The organism is Streptomyces sp. NPDC016677, assembly GCF_055562815.1.
The window spans coordinates 16,136-32,374 of sequence record NZ_JBVHEO010000023.1 but is presented as its reverse complement, the minus strand read 5'-3'; the positions used below and the strand labels follow the sequence as shown (position 1 = coordinate 32,374).

Annotated in this window: 17 protein-coding genes; 10 read left to right on the top strand and 7 right to left on the bottom strand. The window is 71.3% G+C overall.

Translation table 11 applies throughout. From position 1 onward, the window contains the following. Nucleotides 1-10 precede the first annotated feature (10 nt). The 3 genes from ACZ3IG_RS34335 to ACZ3IG_RS34325 all read right to left on the bottom strand — a co-directional run bounded on the left by ACZ3IG_RS34335 (nucleotide 11) and on the right by ACZ3IG_RS34325 (nucleotide 2,184). Nucleotides 11-445 (bottom strand): ester cyclase, encoded by a 435-nt coding sequence (locus tag ACZ3IG_RS34335; protein WP_467437052.1) that lies wholly within the window; start codon nucleotides 443-445, stop codon nucleotides 11-13. After that, entirely contained in the window at nucleotides 442-1,245 is an 804-nt protein-coding gene (locus tag ACZ3IG_RS34330; protein WP_467437050.1) for a methyltransferase domain-containing protein, read from the bottom strand. Before ACZ3IG_RS34330 ends, ACZ3IG_RS34335 begins: the two co-directional genes overlap by 4 nt. A 165-nt stretch (nucleotides 1,246-1,410) precedes the next feature. Beyond that, the gene (locus ACZ3IG_RS34325; RefSeq protein WP_467437049.1) at nucleotides 1,411-2,184 is read right to left on the bottom strand and encodes a thioesterase II family protein; all 774 of its coding nucleotides are present in this window, start codon (nucleotides 2,182-2,184) and stop codon (nucleotides 1,411-1,413) included. 282 nt (nucleotides 2,185-2,466) lie between these two features. On the opposite strand from ACZ3IG_RS34325, the gene ACZ3IG_RS34320 reads away from it, so the two are divergent. Together ACZ3IG_RS34320 and ACZ3IG_RS34315 are read left to right on the top strand one after the other, a co-directional pair. Further along, the gene (locus ACZ3IG_RS34320) at nucleotides 2,467-2,892 is read left to right on the top strand and encodes a hypothetical protein (protein ID WP_467437048.1); all 426 of its coding nucleotides are present in this window, start codon (nucleotides 2,467-2,469) and stop codon (nucleotides 2,890-2,892) included. Further along, on the top strand, nucleotides 2,889-4,472 hold the full coding sequence (locus ACZ3IG_RS34315; RefSeq protein WP_467437046.1) for a multicopper oxidase family protein: 1,584 nt from the start codon (nucleotides 2,889-2,891) through the stop codon (nucleotides 4,470-4,472). The genes ACZ3IG_RS34320 and ACZ3IG_RS34315 overlap by 4 nt, the downstream gene beginning before the upstream one ends. Before the next feature lie 282 nt (nucleotides 4,473-4,754). On the opposite strand, the gene ACZ3IG_RS34310 is transcribed toward ACZ3IG_RS34315, so the two are convergent. Then, on the bottom strand, nucleotides 4,755-5,258 hold the full coding sequence (locus tag ACZ3IG_RS34310) for a MarR family winged helix-turn-helix transcriptional regulator (protein ID WP_467437045.1): 504 nt from the start codon (nucleotides 5,256-5,258) through the stop codon (nucleotides 4,755-4,757). 110 nt (nucleotides 5,259-5,368) lie between these two features. Between ACZ3IG_RS34310 and ACZ3IG_RS34305 the strand changes: the two genes are divergently transcribed. The 8 genes from ACZ3IG_RS34305 to ACZ3IG_RS34270 all read left to right on the top strand — a co-directional run bounded on the left by ACZ3IG_RS34305 (nucleotide 5,369) and on the right by ACZ3IG_RS34270 (nucleotide 13,338). Beyond that, nucleotides 5,369-7,072 carry an MFS transporter gene (locus ACZ3IG_RS34305; protein WP_467437043.1) on the top strand — a complete coding sequence of 568 codons (1,704 nt, stop codon included), beginning with the start codon at nucleotides 5,369-5,371 and terminating at the stop codon, nucleotides 7,070-7,072. Between the two features lie 36 nt (nucleotides 7,073-7,108). Further along, nucleotides 7,109-7,894, top strand: a complete 786-nt coding sequence (locus ACZ3IG_RS34300; RefSeq protein ID WP_467437042.1) for an SDR family NAD(P)-dependent oxidoreductase — start codon at nucleotides 7,109-7,111, stop codon at nucleotides 7,892-7,894. A gap of 259 nt (nucleotides 7,895-8,153) precedes the next feature. After that, nucleotides 8,154-8,669, top strand: coding sequence for a flavin reductase family protein (locus ACZ3IG_RS34295; RefSeq protein ID WP_467437040.1), 516 nt, complete (start codon nucleotides 8,154-8,156; stop codon nucleotides 8,667-8,669). 30 nt (nucleotides 8,670-8,699) lie between these two features. Next, on the top strand, nucleotides 8,700-9,485 hold the full coding sequence (locus ACZ3IG_RS34290) for an AfsR/SARP family transcriptional regulator (protein ID WP_437083172.1): 786 nt from the start codon (nucleotides 8,700-8,702) through the stop codon (nucleotides 9,483-9,485). Between the two features lie 23 nt (nucleotides 9,486-9,508). Then, nucleotides 9,509-10,558: a methyltransferase gene (locus ACZ3IG_RS34285; protein ID WP_467437039.1), complete on the top strand. Its 1,050-nt coding sequence runs from the start codon at nucleotides 9,509-9,511 to the stop codon at nucleotides 10,556-10,558. 143 nt (nucleotides 10,559-10,701) lie between these two features. Next, a complete protein-coding gene (locus tag ACZ3IG_RS34280) occupies nucleotides 10,702-11,352 on the top strand; it encodes a hemerythrin domain-containing protein (protein ID WP_467437038.1) in 651 nt (216 codons plus the stop codon). Between the two features lie 138 nt (nucleotides 11,353-11,490). Further along, complete coding sequence (locus ACZ3IG_RS34275) at nucleotides 11,491-12,597, top strand: LLM class flavin-dependent oxidoreductase (protein ID WP_467437036.1); 1,107 nt, start codon at nucleotides 11,491-11,493, stop codon at nucleotides 12,595-12,597. A gap of 72 nt (nucleotides 12,598-12,669) precedes the next feature. Next, nucleotides 12,670-13,338 carry a helix-turn-helix transcriptional regulator gene (locus ACZ3IG_RS34270; protein ID WP_467437035.1) on the top strand — a complete coding sequence of 223 codons (669 nt, stop codon included), beginning with the start codon at nucleotides 12,670-12,672 and terminating at the stop codon, nucleotides 13,336-13,338. A 64-nt stretch (nucleotides 13,339-13,402) separates the two neighbouring features. Here ACZ3IG_RS34270 and ACZ3IG_RS34265 read toward each other — a convergent pair whose 3' ends face one another. The 3 genes from ACZ3IG_RS34265 to ACZ3IG_RS34255 form a co-directional block, all read right to left on the bottom strand. Beyond that, the gene (locus tag ACZ3IG_RS34265) at nucleotides 13,403-14,161 is read right to left on the bottom strand and encodes an SDR family NAD(P)-dependent oxidoreductase (RefSeq protein WP_467437033.1); all 759 of its coding nucleotides are present in this window, start codon (nucleotides 14,159-14,161) and stop codon (nucleotides 13,403-13,405) included. A 62-nt stretch (nucleotides 14,162-14,223) separates the two neighbouring features. Beyond that, nucleotides 14,224-15,513 (bottom strand): cation:proton antiporter domain-containing protein, encoded by a 1,290-nt coding sequence (locus tag ACZ3IG_RS34260; protein WP_467437032.1) that lies wholly within the window; start codon nucleotides 15,511-15,513, stop codon nucleotides 14,224-14,226. 3 nt (nucleotides 15,514-15,516) lie between these two features. Beyond that, nucleotides 15,517-16,128: a cupin domain-containing protein gene (locus tag ACZ3IG_RS34255; protein ID WP_467437030.1), complete on the bottom strand. Its 612-nt coding sequence runs from the start codon at nucleotides 16,126-16,128 to the stop codon at nucleotides 15,517-15,519. Nucleotides 16,129-16,239 lie beyond the last annotated feature (111 nt).

The following is a 16,239-nucleotide window of genomic DNA, read 5'->3' as shown; positions in this document are numbered from 1 at the left end:
CTTGTCGCAGTCACTTGGCGTGGGCGGTGGTGGCGGCCGGTGGGGAGATCTGCGCGACGACCTCGCCGGTGTCGAAGACGTTGCGGTCCCGCACGACCTTGCCGTCCCGGATCTCCCAGATGACGATCCCGGAGACCTTGATCCAGCGGCCGGACGCCGGGACGCCGCAGTAGGTGCCGGTGTGCCGGGCGGTGGTGGTGTAGTGGGTCACGACGTGCGTGCCGTCCGTGACGATCACGTCGAGGCCGACGCCGATGTCGGAGAACGCGCTGTGCACGGCGCGTACGCTGCGCCGCGGGCCGTCCGGGCCGACCGTCCGGCCGTTGAGTTCGAAGTCCGGCGCGAACACCTCGTCGGCGATGCTCACGTCACCGCCGGCCCAGGCTTTGGCGAACCAGTGCTCGGCGAGCCGCGCGTGTTCCTCGACGAAGGTCCGGGCCGTCACTTCTTGGTCCCGGTGACGACGACGAAGGTGCCGAACATCAGGAAGGTGCCCTCGGCGTCCCGGCGCAGCAGTTCCTCGCCCCAGGTACGGGCGGCGGCCTCGTCGACGACGCCCTGGGCGCCGGCCACGGCGGCGGCCTTGCCGATCCAGGTCAGGGAGTCGGCGGCGGCCAGGCTGGTGAGCACGACCGGCTGCAGCTTGACGGTGACGTCCACGGCGCCGGCCCGGGTGAACAGTCCGCGCAGCCGGCGGGCGACCCACGGGTTGGGGACGTGGTCGCTCCACCAGTTCATGATGGTGCGGGTGACGTCCAGGTCGCTCAGGTCGGGCGCCCACAGACCGTGGTCGGGGTCGGTGACCAGCACCTGTCCGCCGGGCTTGACGACCCGCAGCATCTCCGCGACGGCCGCCGCGGGGTCGGGCACGTGCTCGATGACCCGCTCGGCGCGGGCGGCGTCGAAGGTGGCGTCGGCGAAGGGCAGCGCGCCGGCCTGTCCGTGCAGGAACTCGACCTCGGCGGCGCCGGGGGCGGCGGGCCGGGCCCGGGCGATCAGCTCCTCGCTGGAGTCCAGGCCGACGACACGGCCGGCCGGGCCCACCCGTTCGGCGAGGGCCCGTACGTCGTCGCCGGTGCCGCAGCCGACGTCCAGCACGTGGCTGCCGGTGGTCACCCGCAGCAGCTCGTCGAGTTCCCGCTTGACCGAGGCCAGTTCGATGGCCGCCTGGTCGAGGAACTTCTTCGCGTCGTCCGCCTTCCGCCACACGTCGGCGGGCTTGACCTGGCCAGTGACACTCGTCATCGATCGGCTCTCCAAGGGATGAGTCAGGGGTCCACCCGCCCGAGCGGCGGTGCTCCTCGACGGTAGGGAGGGCCGATTAAGCGGGGCCAAAGCACGGTGGCGGCCGGACGTGAACCGGCGGACGCGAACCGGCCCGCGGACGGTCGGCGGAGGGCCGGCGGAGGGTCACGGGGAGATCTGGGCGAGCGGTGCGGCGAGCGTTTCGAGGACGGTGCCGGCCACGCCGTGGACCTGGTGGTCGAGGTAGAAGTGGCCGCCGTCGAAGACCCGTACGGCACCGGCCGCGGTGGTGTGGCGGGCCCAGGCGGCGGCGTCGTCCGGGGAGACGATCGGGTCCTCGGTGCCGACCAGCGCGGTCACCGGGACCCCGATACGGGCGGCGGGGTCCGCCCGGTACCGTGCCACGGCCCGGTAGTCGGCGCGGATCGCGGGCAGCGGCAGGGCGCGGATCTCGGCCGCCGACAGCGCGCCCCGGTCGGCGGCGCCGAGCGCGGAGAGTTCGGCGCGCAGGGTCGCGTCGTCCGCCAGGTGGGCGGTGGGCCGCCGCAGCACCGACGGCGCGCAGCCGGCCGAGGCGAACAGCCACCGGGGACGCTCCCCGCCGGCCGCCTCGAACCGCCGGGCCACCTCGAAGGCGACCAGGGCGCCGAGGCTGTGCCCGAAGAAGGCGAACGGGCCGGACAGCGTGGCGCGCAGGGCGCCGAACGCCTCGTCCGCCAACTGCTCGACGCTTTCCAGCGGGGCCTCGGCGCGCCGCTCCTGCCGCCCCGGGTACTGCACGGCGACGGCCTCCACGCGGGGCGAGAGCGCGATCGCGAGCGGCCGGAAGTAGCTGGCGGAGCCGCCGGCGTGCGGGAAGCACACCAGCCGGGGGGCGCCGTCGGGCGTGGCGACGAGCCGTCGTGTCCAGGGGGTTCGGGAGTGGGTGTGCGTCGGCATGGGCCGGCCTCCGGTCCGTGGGACAGGTCGTGGGAAGGGGGCTGCGCCGGGAAAGCGTAGGCAGCGCGCCGCTTCCGGGAAACACGGAAATGCCCCGCTTGAGGCGGACTCCACGGCCCGCTTTATCGGCGCTTAATCGCCGCGGGTCAAGATCGGCTGGACTCCGGTTCCGCGCCCGCGCGCGGGAGCCGGGGTTGCGCATGGGTACGACAAGACGATTTGATAGCTCACGAACTGTTGGGCACATGCGCCTTTGTCCCACGACGCCGTTGAGGTAGACCCATGTCGTTACGCAAGTCCCTGATCTCCCTGCGGGTTTCCGCGATCCTCCAGTCCCTGCTGATGCTCGCCCAGGCCGCTCTGGCGGGCGGCTTCCTCGGCGGCCATTTCGACATGTTGCGGATGCACGGCCTGCTCGGCCGCGCCATCGTGGTCGTCGCCGTGCTGATGGCCGTGGCCGCGTTCCTCGTCCGCCGCGCCGGCGGTCCCAGGTCGGTGCTCCCGGCCTCCGTCGTGGTCCTGCTCGCGCTCATCGGCCAGATGATGCTCGGCCTGAACCGCAGCGTGGCCGCGCACGTCCTGCTCGGCGTCATCCTGGTCTCGGCCGTCGCCGTGCTCTCGCAGCGGGCGATGACCACGCCCCTGCCGCCGGCCGGCGCCGCCCGGCCCGTGCGCGAGAGCGCCGTCGAGACGGAGCTGGTCCCGTGAAGCGGCGTGCCTTCCTGGGCGCGGGCGGCGCGGTCCTGGGCGTCGGCGCCCTCACGGCGGCGGGCTGGCCACTGCTGAGCGACTACGTCACCGAGGGCCGCCCCGGCAGACTGCTGACCAGCGACGCCGAACTGCCGAAGCCCTATCAGGTGCCGCTCCCGGTACCCGCGGTGCTGAAGCCGGTGTCGACGAGCGGCTCCACCGACACCTACGAGATCACCCAGCGCACCGCCGAGCTGGAGATCCTGCCCGGCCTGCGGACCAAGGCGTGGACCTACGACGGGACTTTCCCGGGGCCCACCCTCGTCTCGCGCTCCGGACGGCGCACCGTCGTGCGGCACCGCAACGAACTGGACCGGCCCGCCGTGGTCCATCTGCACGGCGGTCACACCCCGGCGGCCAGCGACGGCTATCCGACGTCACTGATCCTGCCGGCGGACGGCTCCTACGACGCCCACACCGCCGCGATGGACATGTCGGGCGGCGAGCACGGCATGGCCATGGACCACGGGGCGATGGACCTGGCCGAGGGCTCCCGCAGCTACACGTACCCGTTCGACCAGCGGGCGGCCACGCTCTGGTACCACGACCACCGCATGGGATACACGGGCGCCGCCGTGTGGATGGGCCTCGCCGGGTTCCACCTGGTCCACGACGACGAGGAGGAGCGGCTGCCGCTGCCCCGGGGCGAGCGGGACATCCCGCTGATGATCGCCGACCGGTCCTTCGGCGCGGACGGGCAGTTCGCGTACCCGTGGATCGACCCGGAACTGCATGTGCCGGGTGTCACCGACGCCTACATGAACGGTGTGCTCGGTGACGTGATCCTGGTCAACGGGGCGCCCTGGCCGGTGCTGGAGACGGAGCGCCTGCGCTACCGGCTGCGGCTGCTGAACGCCTCCAACGCCCGCCTGTACAAGCTGGAGCTGGACCCGCAGCCCGCGGGCGGCGGCGCGTTCGTGCAGATCGGCAGCGACGGCGGCCTCCTGGACCGGCCGCGCCGCCACGACTCGCTGGAGCTGGCACCGGCGGAACGCTTCGACGTCGTCGTGGACTTCGCCCGCTACCGGCCCGGCACCAAGGTGCGGCTGCTGAACCGGTTCGGGGACGGCTCCACCGCCGAGGTCATGCGTTTCGACGTCGGCTCCGGCTCGCCCGCCGACGACACGAGGGTGCCGGAGAAGCTGAGCGAGGTGGCCCGGCTCGACGCGGACCGCGCCGTGGTGACCCGCGACTTCCACTTCCGGGGGTCCAGCGCGGGCTGGACGATCAACGGCAAGGAGTACCAGCCGGGCCGCGCCCTGGCCCGGCCGAAGCTGGGACAGACCGAGGTGTGGCGCTTCACCACCAACTTCCACCACCCGGTCCACCTCCACCTGGACCACTTCCAGGTGGTCTCCCGCAACAACCGGGCCCCGGGCGCCTACGACCACGGCTGGAAGGACACGGTGGACCTGCGGCCGGCCGAGGCCGTCGAGGTGGTCACGCGGTTCACGGACTACACCGGCGCGTTCATGATCCACTGCCACAACCTGGAGCACGAGGACATGGCGATGATGGGCGACTTCATCACCGAGTGACCCCGGTGGCGGCGGTGCGGAGGTCCCCGCCGCCACCGGGAACCAGGCGTCAGGGCGTGTCGCGCGTCCTGGCGGGGGACGGCCGTCGGCGTTCTCGCACACTCCGATGGGGACCGAAGGGGCGTCCGCCGGCGAGCCGGTGGACGCCCCCCCTTTTTCGGCCGCCTTATGGCCGCTTCACCACCGTCGGCTGAGATGCGGGAAGCACGCGCGCAAGCGCGACCGGACGCGTCGCCGAGGCGAGGAACCCCCCATGCCGACACCGCCGCCCAGGGCCACCGCTCAGTCGGGCCTGACGTTGGAGCGGATCTTCTCCAGCAGTTCGCTGAGCTGCGCCACGTCGGAGTCGCTGAGCCCGCGCAGCATCCGCTCCTGGCTGCGCAGCGCGACGGACTCGATCTCCTCGTACCGGGACCGGCCCTCGTCGGTCAGGGCGACCACGGCCGTCCTGCGGTCGGCGCCGTCCCGGGTGCGGACCACCAGCCCGCGGCGCTCCATCGTCTCCAGATGCCGGGAGAGCGTGGGCCCCTCGATGCTGAGGTACTGGGCGAGCGTGCGCTGGATCATGGACCCTTCCAGCTTCAGGGTCGCGAGGATCGTCCACGTCGCGAAGGTCACCCCGGACTTGCCGAGTTCGTCCTCGAAGAACCCGCGCGACTCCTTGGCGGCCAGCCGCAGTTTGGGAGCGATGCTCTTCCGTAGCCAGGTCGGCCCTACGTCGTCCGTGGCCCGTGCCTGGTGAGCCTCTTGCCTGGGCACCCGCACCTCCGCTCGCTGCCTGGTCACCACAGTATCTCCTGCCGCCGAACCGGTGAGCAAAAGCCGGTTGACCATGATGGAAATCGTTCGTTAGGGTACTAACTATTTGCTCGTCCGGCAACCTGCGGGAGCCCCTCGTGAGTGAACTCAGTACCGGCACCGCGGCCCCGACGGCCCCCACCGACCCTCCGCCGCCGTCGCGACGCGCCTGGCTCGGACTGGCCGTCATCCTCCTGGCCGCCTTCATGGAACTGCTCGACGTCACCGTCGTGACCGTCGCCTCCCCCGAGATCCAGACCTCGTTCCACACGAGCTACGCCCAGGTGCAGTGGATCCTGGCCGGGTATCAGCTGACCTTCGCCGCGGGGCTGGTGGCCGGCGGCCGGCTCGGTGACATCTTCGGCTGCCGCCGGGTCTTCGTCTGGGGCGTGCTCGCCTTCACCGCCGCCTCCCTGCTGTGCGGCACCGCGACCAGCGGCACCCAGATCGTGCTGTTCCGGCTCCTCCAGGGCCTCGCGGCGGCCCTGATGTTCCCGCAGGTCCAGGCGCTCATCCACGTCACCTTCACCGGCCGGCACCGCGCCGCGGCGTTCGGCGCGCTCGGCGGCGTCACCGGGCTGGCCGGCATCGCGGGGCCGCTGGTCGGCGGCGCGCTGGTGGACCTGGACCTGTTCGGCTCCGGCTGGCGGATGATCTTCCTGATCAACGTGCCGATCGGGCTGATCGCCGCGGTCGGGGCGACCCTGCTGGTGACGGAGCGGCGCTCCGCGCGACGTCCCGGCCTCGACCTGGTGGGCACGGTGCTCGGCACCGCCGTGGTGGCCCTGGTGACCTTCCCGCTGATCCAGGGCAGGGACGCGGGCTGGCCCTGGTGGATCTGGACCATGCTGGCCCTCGCGCCGCCGGCCCTGGGCCTGTTCCTCTGGCACCAGCGCGCGCTGGAGAAGCGGGGCGGCCAGCCGGTCGTCGACCTCGCCCTGTTCCGCGGCGGCTCCTTCGGCACCGGCCTGGTCGTCCAGTTCGTGAGCTTCGCGGGCATCTCCGCGTTCTTCCTGGTCCTGGCGGTCGAGTTGCAGGCCGGCTACGAGTGGTCCGCGCTCCGCACCGGCCTGGCCTTCCTGCCCATCGCGTTCGGCACCGGGCTGGCCTCCGGCATCGCCATCCCGCTGATGCCGCGGCTCGGCAAGCGCCTCGTCCAGGCCGGCGCCGCCGTGATGGCGCTCGGCATGGTCGCGCTGATGGTGACACTGGACGCCTACCCGACCGGCCTGTCCTTCTGGAAGCTGGCGCCCGCCGGTCTCGTCGTCGGCCTGGGTCTCGGCCTGATCGTCACCACGGTCAACGACGTCGTGCTCGCCGAGGCGGTCGGCCCGAGCGCCGGTTCGGCCGCCGGCGTCAAGGCCACGGTGGGCCAGTCCGGCAACGCGGTCGGCGTCGCGGTACTCGGGGCGATCTTCTTCGGCCTGCTGAGCGGCAACGCGAGCGCCGCCGCACAGCATGAAGTACCCCGCTTGCACTCCGAGTTGAGGCGCCTGCCGGTCTCCGCCGGCCAGGCACGGGCCCTGGAGCGCTCCCTGGTCGACTGCTTCACCGCCCAGGCGCGGACCGACGACCGGGCCGGCTCCGTACCCGAGTGCGCCACGCTCCAGGAGCGGGCCCGCCGGGCCGGTGACCCCGCCGTGCCGCGCCTGGTGCACACCTCCCTGGAGCGGGCGCGCCAGCAGCACTTCTCGGACTCGTTGAAGACCGGCCTGCGCTACGAGGTGGTCGTCTACTGCCTGGTCTTCCTGCTCGTCTTCCTGCTCCCGCTCCGCCGTCTGAAGGCCGGATCGGGACGCTGACCCAGCCCACACCCACAGAACAGAGAGGCACTCGCGATGGACGACACCGCTCAGTACCAGCCCTTCGCCGGAAAGTCCGCCCTGGTCACCGGAGGCAGCAGCGGCATCGGTGCCGCCACCGCGCGCCTGCTCGCCCGGCAGGGCGCGGCCGTCGTGGTCAACTACCGGTCCGGCGAAGCCGCCGCCCGCCAGGTGGTCGAGGAGATCGAGGCCGCCGGCGGCACCGCGGTGGCCCTGCGGGCCGACGTCACCCGCGCCGACGAGGTCGACCGACTGGCCGCCCTGGCCCAGGAGAAGGTCGGGCCGGTCGACATCCTGATCGCCAACGCGGCGGGCGTGGACGGACGGACCGCCCGGCCGGGTCCGCTCCTCAAGGCACCCCGGTCCCAGGCCCTCCAGGTGGTGCAGGCCCAGCTGGCCGCCTTCCTCAACCCCGTGCACGCCCTGGTGCCGGGGATGATCGACCGCGGTGACGGCGGCGCGGTGGTGGCCGTCGGCGCCACCCTGGCCCGGCGCTCCCCCGAGGGTTTCGGCGCGCTGTCCATGTCGAAGTCGGCGCTGGAGGCGGCGGCCAGGACGCTCGCCCGCGAGGTGGGCCCGGCCGGCGTGCGGGTCAACCTGGTGGCGCCGGGGCTCATCCTCAGCTCGCTCGCGTCGGACGTGCCGGAGCACGTCCGCAAGGCCAACGCCGACCGGACGGCCGTCAAGCGCAACGGGACCCCCGAGGACGTGGCGGAGGCCATCGTGTTCCTCGCCTCGGACCGGTCGTCGTACCTGACCGGCAGCCACCTCCTGGTGGACGGCGGTACGGCGATGCTCTGAGCTCGCGCGGAATACGGATGCGGCCCGGGGCGCGAACGCGTCCCGGGCCGCATCCGTATTCCCCGGAACCCGCTCCAAAGAGGCGGACGCGGTTCGTCCGAGGGGTTGATGCGACCCCTGTCGGGCTCTGGTAGCTTCAAGCCATCGAAGAGAAAATACCGAGTTCCTGTGGTCAGCGCGCACATCGAGGGGCCCATTCCCTTTCCGTCCCCTCGGACAATCACACGCCTCTCGACATGAAACAGGAAGAGAAGCACCGATGGCACAGCAAGCCACCGCGGCGGAAGCAGCAGCACTCATCGATCAGCGACAGCTACGCGCGATATTCGGGCGTTTCGCGACCGGCGTGACGGTCATCACGGCAAATTACTCCGGAGAGCTTTTCGGAGTGACCGTGAACTCCTTCACCTCCCTCTCGCTCGATCCCCCTCTGGTCCTGTTCTGCCTGCACGACAGATCCTCGTTCCGCGCCGCTCTCGACGTCGGTTCGTCGTTCACCGTGAACATCCTGTCCGAGGAGCAGCGCGGCATCGCCGGCCTCTTCGCCTCCGGGGTCGACCGGTTCCTCAAGGTCAACTCCCTGCCGGGCCTGGGCGGCAGCCCTGTCCTCACCAACTCCCTGGCCTACGTCACCTGCGAGGTGGATCAGCAGATCCCGGGCGGCGATCACGTGATCATCGTGGGCCGGGTCATCGACACCGGCCTCCTGAGGCGCCAAGGGCGGCCCCTCGGATTCTTCGCCGGAGCCATGCACAAGCTGACACCGTATCAGTAGCAGCTCATTCGCAACGGGGGAATCACAAACGTGCGTTTCAAGCTTCTGGGACAATTGCAGGTGCACGACGGGGATCGCATTCTCACCCCGCAGGCGCACAAGCTCCGTGCGCTCCTCGCCGCCCTTCTGGTCAATCACCACCGGGTACTCTCCATCGAGTCCCTCATCGACGAACTGTGGCCGCAGGGACCGCCCCGTACGGCACTCCAGGCGCTGCGCGTATACATTTCGCAGCTCCGGAAAATGCTGCACAGCAGCAGCGCCGGCAGCGATCTTTTCCTCATCGGGGAACCGCCGGGGTACTATCTTTCCATCGGCGACGGAATGCTCGACATCGTCGAATTCGACCGGCATCGCGAACTCGCCATGGCGGCCCTGGAGAACCACGACGCGGAAACCGCGCTCCAGCATTTCTCGAAAGCGTCGAAACTCTGGCGCGGGGCGCCCCTGGTGGGACTGCGCGAGGGCATGCTGGTGCAGAGCGCCGCCTCCCGGCTGGAGGAGTCGTGGATCGGGGTCGAGGAGGGCCGTATCTCCCTGGAGGTGCGCCTGGGCCGGCGGCGCGGTGAGGCCATCGCCCGGCTGCGGGAGCTGGTCGCCGCCAACCCCTACAACGAGCGGCTGCACGCGCTGCTGATGATCGCCCTCTTCCTGTCGGGCCGCAGTGGCGAAGCCCTGCAGGTGTACCGCACCACGAGGAAGTGCCTCGTGGACGAACTCGGCATCGAGCCGGGTGACGATCTCCGCCTGATTCACCGGATCGTTCTGGACTCCGATCGGGCGGCTCTGGAAAACGTCGGCATGTGGACGGCCTGACCGTGAATCGAAAGGAAACTTCCATGACCACCTCGGAAAAGACCATGTCGGCGGCTCCCGGCGCCCCTCTGGACGACGCGTTCGACATCATGCTGATCGGCTGGTCGTTCATGCGCAGCAAGCTGCTCATGACGGCGATGGAGATGGGCCTGTTCGAGGCGCTCAGCAAGGAGTCCGGCACGGCGGGGCAGATAGCGGACCGCATGGGTCTGCACGAACGCGGGGTGCCCGACTTCCTCGACTCGCTGACCGCGCTGGGCCTGCTGACCCGCGACGCGGACGGCGTCTACGCCAACGGCCCGGCCGCCGCCCGCAACCTGATCCCCGGTCAGCAGGGTTACGTCGGCGGCTTCCTGCGGATGACGACGGAGTTCATGGGCGCCGGCTGGGAGACGCTGGCGGACATGCTGCGCACCGGCGACGCCCACGGACAGGACAAGAGCAAGGTCCCGTTCGCGCAGATCTTCCGCGACCCGCAGCGGCTGCGCCAGTTCCTCAGCGCCATGGACAGCCTCAACAGCGCCATCGGCCCCGAGCTGGCGCGGCAGTACGACTGGTCGCGGCACACCTCCTTCGTGGACATCGGCGGCGCCCGCGGCAACCTGGCCGGCACCCTGCTCCAGGCCCACCCGCACCTGCGCGGCGGGGTCTTCGACCGCCCGGTCATGAAGCCGTTCCTGGAGGAACTGGCCGGCCAGCGCGGCGTGCTGGACCGCACCACGTTCCACGGCGGCGACTTCTACGTCGACGAGATCCCCGGCGCGGACGTGGTGATCTTCGGCAACGTGCTGCACGACACCCCGGTGGCCACCCGCAAGGGACTGATCGCGCAGGCCGCCGCGCGGGTCCCGGCCGGCGGCGCCGTCATCGTCTACGACCCGATGATCGACGACGACCGCCGGGACGCCGACACCCTCCTGATGAGCCTCACCATGATGATGCAGTCCCCGGCCGGCAACGAGTACACCGCGTCGGAGTGCCGCGCCTGGATGGAGGAGGCCGGCCTGGAGGTCGAGCAGGTGCTGCGGCTGCCCGCGCACGCGACGGCCGTGGTGGGACGCAAGCGCGCCTGACCCCGTTCGCGTTCCGCAGATCCCCGATGGGCGGCCGGCCTCCCCTTCCCGGCCGCCCATCGGCGTGCCGGGACGTGCGACGAGGCGACGACGCGCGGAGGGCACAGCAGGACGACGAGAACGACGAGAAACGGAGAGCAAGGATGGCCAAGCACACCAAGAGCCACGTGGACCTCACCATCATGCTGGTCAGCCACGACGCCTTCCGCCGGGACCTCAGGCGCCTGGAGAAGGCCGCGGCCGGCCGCGGACACGGCGACGACCCGCTGGCCCGCAAACGGGTGGCGACCGGCTGGCAGATCTTCAAGTCGCAGCTGCACATCCACCACGAGGGCGAGGACCGGGACCTGTGGCCCCGGATGGTGAAGGGCCTCGCCCACCGCCCCGGCACCCTCGCCACGCTCCGGGAGCTGGAGGCCGAGCACGAACGGCTGGACCCGCTGCTGGCCCGGGTGGACGCCGTGCTCGCCGACCCGCTGACCCCGGCGGACCGGGTCGAGGAGGCGGTGGCCGACCTCGCCACCTGTCTGGAGTCGCACCTGGAGCACGAGGAGGCGGACGGCCTCCCCTACATCCAGGAGGCGCTCACCGCGCAGGAGTGGAAGGCCTTCACCGCCGTACAGCGCGAGAGCCTCGGTCCGACCGGGGCCGCCGAGCTCTTCCCCTGGCTCCTGGACGAGGCGTCCGAGGAGAACCTCCGGCGCGTGCGCTCCTTCATGCCGGCGCCGATGCGGATGGCCATGAAGACCCTCTGGGGCCCCGCCTACCAGGCCCGCGGCACCTGGACCGGCTGACTCACGGCGGCCCTTTCCGGCACTGCCCCGCTCTTACGGCGCCTTAATCGCCCTCTGCCACGGTGAACGTGCCCCCTCCGTGCTCCCCCGGGTCCCGGAGGGGCACGTCGAGCTTCCGAGCTACCCGGAGAGGGTTCCATGGCACACGCGATGTCCGCCGAGGGCGGATTCAAGCTGGGGCTGTTCGCGCCCAACGCATCATCCGGCCTGGCCATCACCACCGTCCCCGAACGCTGGTCGGGGAGCTGGGACGACAACCTCCGGCTCGCGCGTCTGGCGGACCGGACGGGGATCGACTTCCTGCTCCCGGTGGGCCGCTGGATCGGCTGGCCGGGCACCACCTTCCACGACAGCGTGCTGGAGACGATCACCTGGGCCGCCGGTCTGCTCGCGGCCACCGAGCGCGTCTCGGTCTTCGCCACCGTGCACAGCGCGCTGCTGCCGCCGGTGGTCGCCGCCAAGCAGCTGGCCACCCTCGACCGGATCGGCGGCGGCCGGGCCGGGCTCAACATCGTCGCCGGGTGGTACCAGGCGGAGTACGAGGCGTTCGGCCTCGACCTGCCGGGCAGCCCCGACCAGCGCTACGCCCACGCCCAGGAGTGGTGGGACGTGGTGAGCCGGCTCTGGAGCAGCGAGGAACCCTTCGACCACGACGGCGAGTTCTTCCCCGGCCTGCGCGGGCTGCGGACCGCTCCCCGCCCGGCCGCCGGGCGGCTGCCGGTCATCAACGCGGCCGTGTCACCGGCCGGCCGCGGCTTCGCCGCCCGCAACGCGGACTTCCTGCTGACCGCCACCTTCGACCCGAAGCGGGGCACGGCCCTGGTCGACAGCGTCCAGGAGGCCGCGGCCCGCGACGGCGGCCGCCGGGTCGGCGTGCTCTCCAACGCCTATGTGGTGTGCCGGCCCACGCACGCCGAGGCCGAGGAGTACCTGCGCTACTACGCCGAGGAGAACGCCGACTGGGCGGGCGTCGACACCGTCATGAGCGGCCAGGGCATCAACCCCCAGTCGTTTAGCCAAGCGCAAATCGACATGTTCCGACCGCGCTTTGCGGCCGGACACGGCGGCTTTCCGCTGGTGGGGACGCCGGACGAGATAGCTGACAGCATCGTCACCTTCGCCGAAGCAGGCGTTTCCGGCCTCGCGCTGTCGTTTGTCGACTATCTTGGCGAACTTGAGTACTTCGCGAGCGAGGTCGTGCCGAGGCTGGAGAAGGCGGGTGTCCGACGGACGGTGAGGAGGTAGCGCGCCCGCGTCCCGCGTCGAGCCGGCGCAACCGTCGATGATCAGGGGGAGTCATTGATATCCGTGCGCGTCATGGGAAATGACGATGTCAGACGCCGCACTCTTCAGGAGCGTTTCACCCGCCTCGGTGAGTTCGAGGTGCTCCCGTGCGGGCGGGAACCCGCACCGCGGGTGGACCTCGTGGTGGCCGCCGTCGACCGGGACAGCATGATGCTGTCCCACCGCTTCACGTCCCACCCGTCCGCTCCGCACGCGCCGGCGCTGTTCGTCGCGGACGAGCCGTTCAAGGAGCTGTCCGGCGCCATGTGGTTCGGCGCCCGCGGCATCGTCCTGAGCACGGCCCCGGACCGTGAACTGGCCGACGCGGCCCTCCTGGTGGCGCAGGGCTGCACCGTCATGGCGGAGGAGGTGCTGCACTGCGATCAGCTCAGCTCGGGACACCTCGCCTTCGAGTGGACGGTGAACCGCGACGCGCGGGCCACGCTCGGTGTGATGTCGGAGCGGGAACGCGAGGTGCTCGCGCTGATCGGCTCCGGCCGGGACAACGCCGAGATCGCGGACCTGCTGTGGGTGAGCGTCAACACCGTGCGCTCGCACGTCCAGCGGCTGATGCGGAAGCTGGGTCTGCGCAACCGGCTGTGCCTGGTCATCTTCGCGCTGGAGCTAGGGCTGGTGGACCTGGACGACACCGTTGTCAGCGGCGCGCGCGCCTCGGCCGCGCCGCTGGCCCGGCAGAAGTAGGCCGCAGAGGAGAGCGGGCCCCGGCACCTGGTGTGCCGGGGCCCGCTCTCCTGTGGTGCGAAGGTCATACGCGGTACATGCGCCGCACCACCGCCTGGAGGAGCGGCCGCGGTGTGGCGCCCAGGAAGTAGGGCTGCATCCGGTTCATGGCACCGGGCGTGACGAACGCCCGGCCCTTGGCGACGGCCTTCAGGGACGGCTCCACCACCTGACCGGGTGTCAGCCAGGCCATCTTGGGCAGGCCGGCGGTGTCCAGCCCCGCGGCCTCGTGGAACTCGGTGCGGACCAGCCCCGTGCGCACGGTGGTGACATGCACCCCGCTGCTGCGCGCCTCCATGTACAGGCTCTCCCCGAACGATCCGAGGAACGCCTTGGAGGCGCCGTACACGGCCGACTTCGGCATCGGCAGTCCGGAGACGATGGAGGAGACGTTGAGGACGCCGCCGTGCCGGCGCTCGGTCATCTGCCCGAGGGCGGCGTGCGTGAGGGCCACCGGGGCCAGCAGGTTGACCCGGATCTGGTGGGCCTCGCGCTCCAGGGACAGGTCGCGGAAGTAGCCGGCCGAGCCGTAGCCGGCGCAGTTGACGAGCAGGTCGACGGCGCGCTCGCCCGGCTCGCGCAGCCGCGCGCACGCCGTCTCCAGGCCGGTGTCGTCGCCGAGGTCGAGGGCGAGGACGTCGACCCGCACGCCGTGGGTGTCGCCCAGGTCGGCCGCCAGTTGCTTGAGCCGGTCCTCCCGGCGGGCGACCAGTGTCAGGGCGACGCCGAGGCGGGCCAGCCGCGCGGCGAACTCCGCGCCGATGCCGCTCGACGCTCCGGTCACGAAGGCACTTCTGTAGGGATAGGGCATCTCGGTCTCCATGGGGCCTCGGGAGAAGCGGGCCGTCACTTGGCGCGGGGCAGGGCCGCCTCGGGCAGGGGCAGGTCGGCGGCGCCGCGCGCGTAGGACTTGCGGGGGACGAGCGGGCCGGCCAGGGCGGTGGTCACCAGTGCCATCAGCACCATCATCGTGAACATCCGCTCGTCCAGGACGCCCATGCTCACCCCGGCGTTCAGGATGATCAGTTCGGTGAGTCCCCTGGTGTTCATCAGTACGCCGATGACCGAGGACTCCTTCCAGGTCAGGCCGGCGGCGCGGGCCGCCCCGGTGGCGCCGGCCAGTTTGCCGAAGCAGGCGACGAGCACGATCGCGGTCAGCTCCAGGAGGCCGGCGCCGCCGAGGCGGGTGACGTCGACCGCTAGTCCGGTGGTGATGAAGAAGATCGGCATCAGCAGCGTGGTGATGTGTTCGAACGGAAGGCTGACCGAGGACTTCAGGAGCTTCACCGAGGAGCGCGGCATGATCAGCCCGAAGGTGAACGCGCCGAAGATCGCGTCGAGTCCGATCCAGTGCGTGACGAACGCGCAGCCGAGGGCGCCGGCCGCGATCAGCGGCAGCAGCCGCGGCGAGACGACGTCGTTCCGCGTCATCGCCTTGATCACCTTGTGCAGCGCCGGGCGCACGACCGCCATGAGGGCGGCGGCGTACAGCAGAGTTCCGCCGATCACCGTGTAGACGTGGCCGGAACTGGTGGAGACCGCGATCACCGAGACGAACGCGAGCATGCACCAGGCGAGGGCGTCGCCGACGGCGGCGCTGGCCAGGGCAAGGATGCCCACGCGGGTGTGCTGGAGCCGGTGTTCGAGGATGATCCTGGCCAGCACGGGGAACGCGGTGATGGCCATCGCGGTGCCGACGAACAGCACGAAGGGTGTCTGTCCGACGTGGTGCCCGCCGACGCTGTCGTGGTTGCCGTACAGCCAGGCCGCGAGGGCCACCCCGGTGCCGAAGGGTACGGCGATCGCCGAGAGGGAGATCCCGAGCACCGCGTTCTTGTGGGTCCGGATCTGCCGCAGATCGATCTCCCACCCGATCAGGAACATGAACAGGAGGATGCCGATCTGGGCGATGGCGGACAGGCCGGCCCGGGTCTCGGGTGGGAACAGCAGGTCCGGCAGATCTCCCGGGAGCAGGCCCAGGAGGCTCGGGCCGAGCGCGATGCCGGCGAGGATCTCGGCGATCACGGGCGGCTGTCGCAGGCGCCGCAGCAGCGGGACCAGTACCGATCCCACCGCCAGGACGACACAGACGCCCGCGACCGTCTCGGCGAGAATCGTGGCCGAGTCCTGGGCCATCCGCTAACCCCTTCCGGCGGGCGGCCCGGAACGCTCCGGACCACCGGGTCCCCCGTGCGCGCCGCGCCCGCCGGGACCACCCTGACCACCCGGACCGCCGGCACCACCCGGGCGCCCGGGCCCGCCCGGCCCCCCGGCCCCCGCCGCCAGCGGCCCCCGCTGGGGCCGGAAGCCGACGATGCGGTGCTTGGTCGCCAGGGCCTGCATCTTCTCCCAGTCCGGCGGCCCCTGGCCGTCGATCAGCGCGCCCAGCTCCTCGAACCAGTCCTCCACCCCGCCGGGCGTGGCGATGCACAGCATCTTGCTCGGCCGGTTCCAGGTGTTGACGAAGGCGTGTCCCACCCCGCGCGGCCCGTACACCAGGCTGCCCGGCGTGGCCTTGTGCTTCTCGCCGTCCAGTTCGATCTCGTACTCGCCCTCGATCACGTAGAAGGACTCGTCGACGTCCTCGTGAATGTGCAGCGGCGGGCCGCCGCCGGGCGGGGAGGTCACCTCGAAGAACGAGTAGAGACCGCCGGTGTCCTCACCGCGGAGCAGCCAGCGCCCCGTCTCGCCCGCCCACTTGATGGGCTTGACGCCGTCCAGTTGGACGACGCGTCCACGCGTAGCCGTCACAGTCCGTCCCTTTCTCGGGGGCCGTTGGGATGCGACGAGTATCGGGAGCGCCGTTGCGGGTTCCGGTAAAGCGCCGGATAAGCAGCGGGCGCCCCGGTCGGCTTTGCGTTC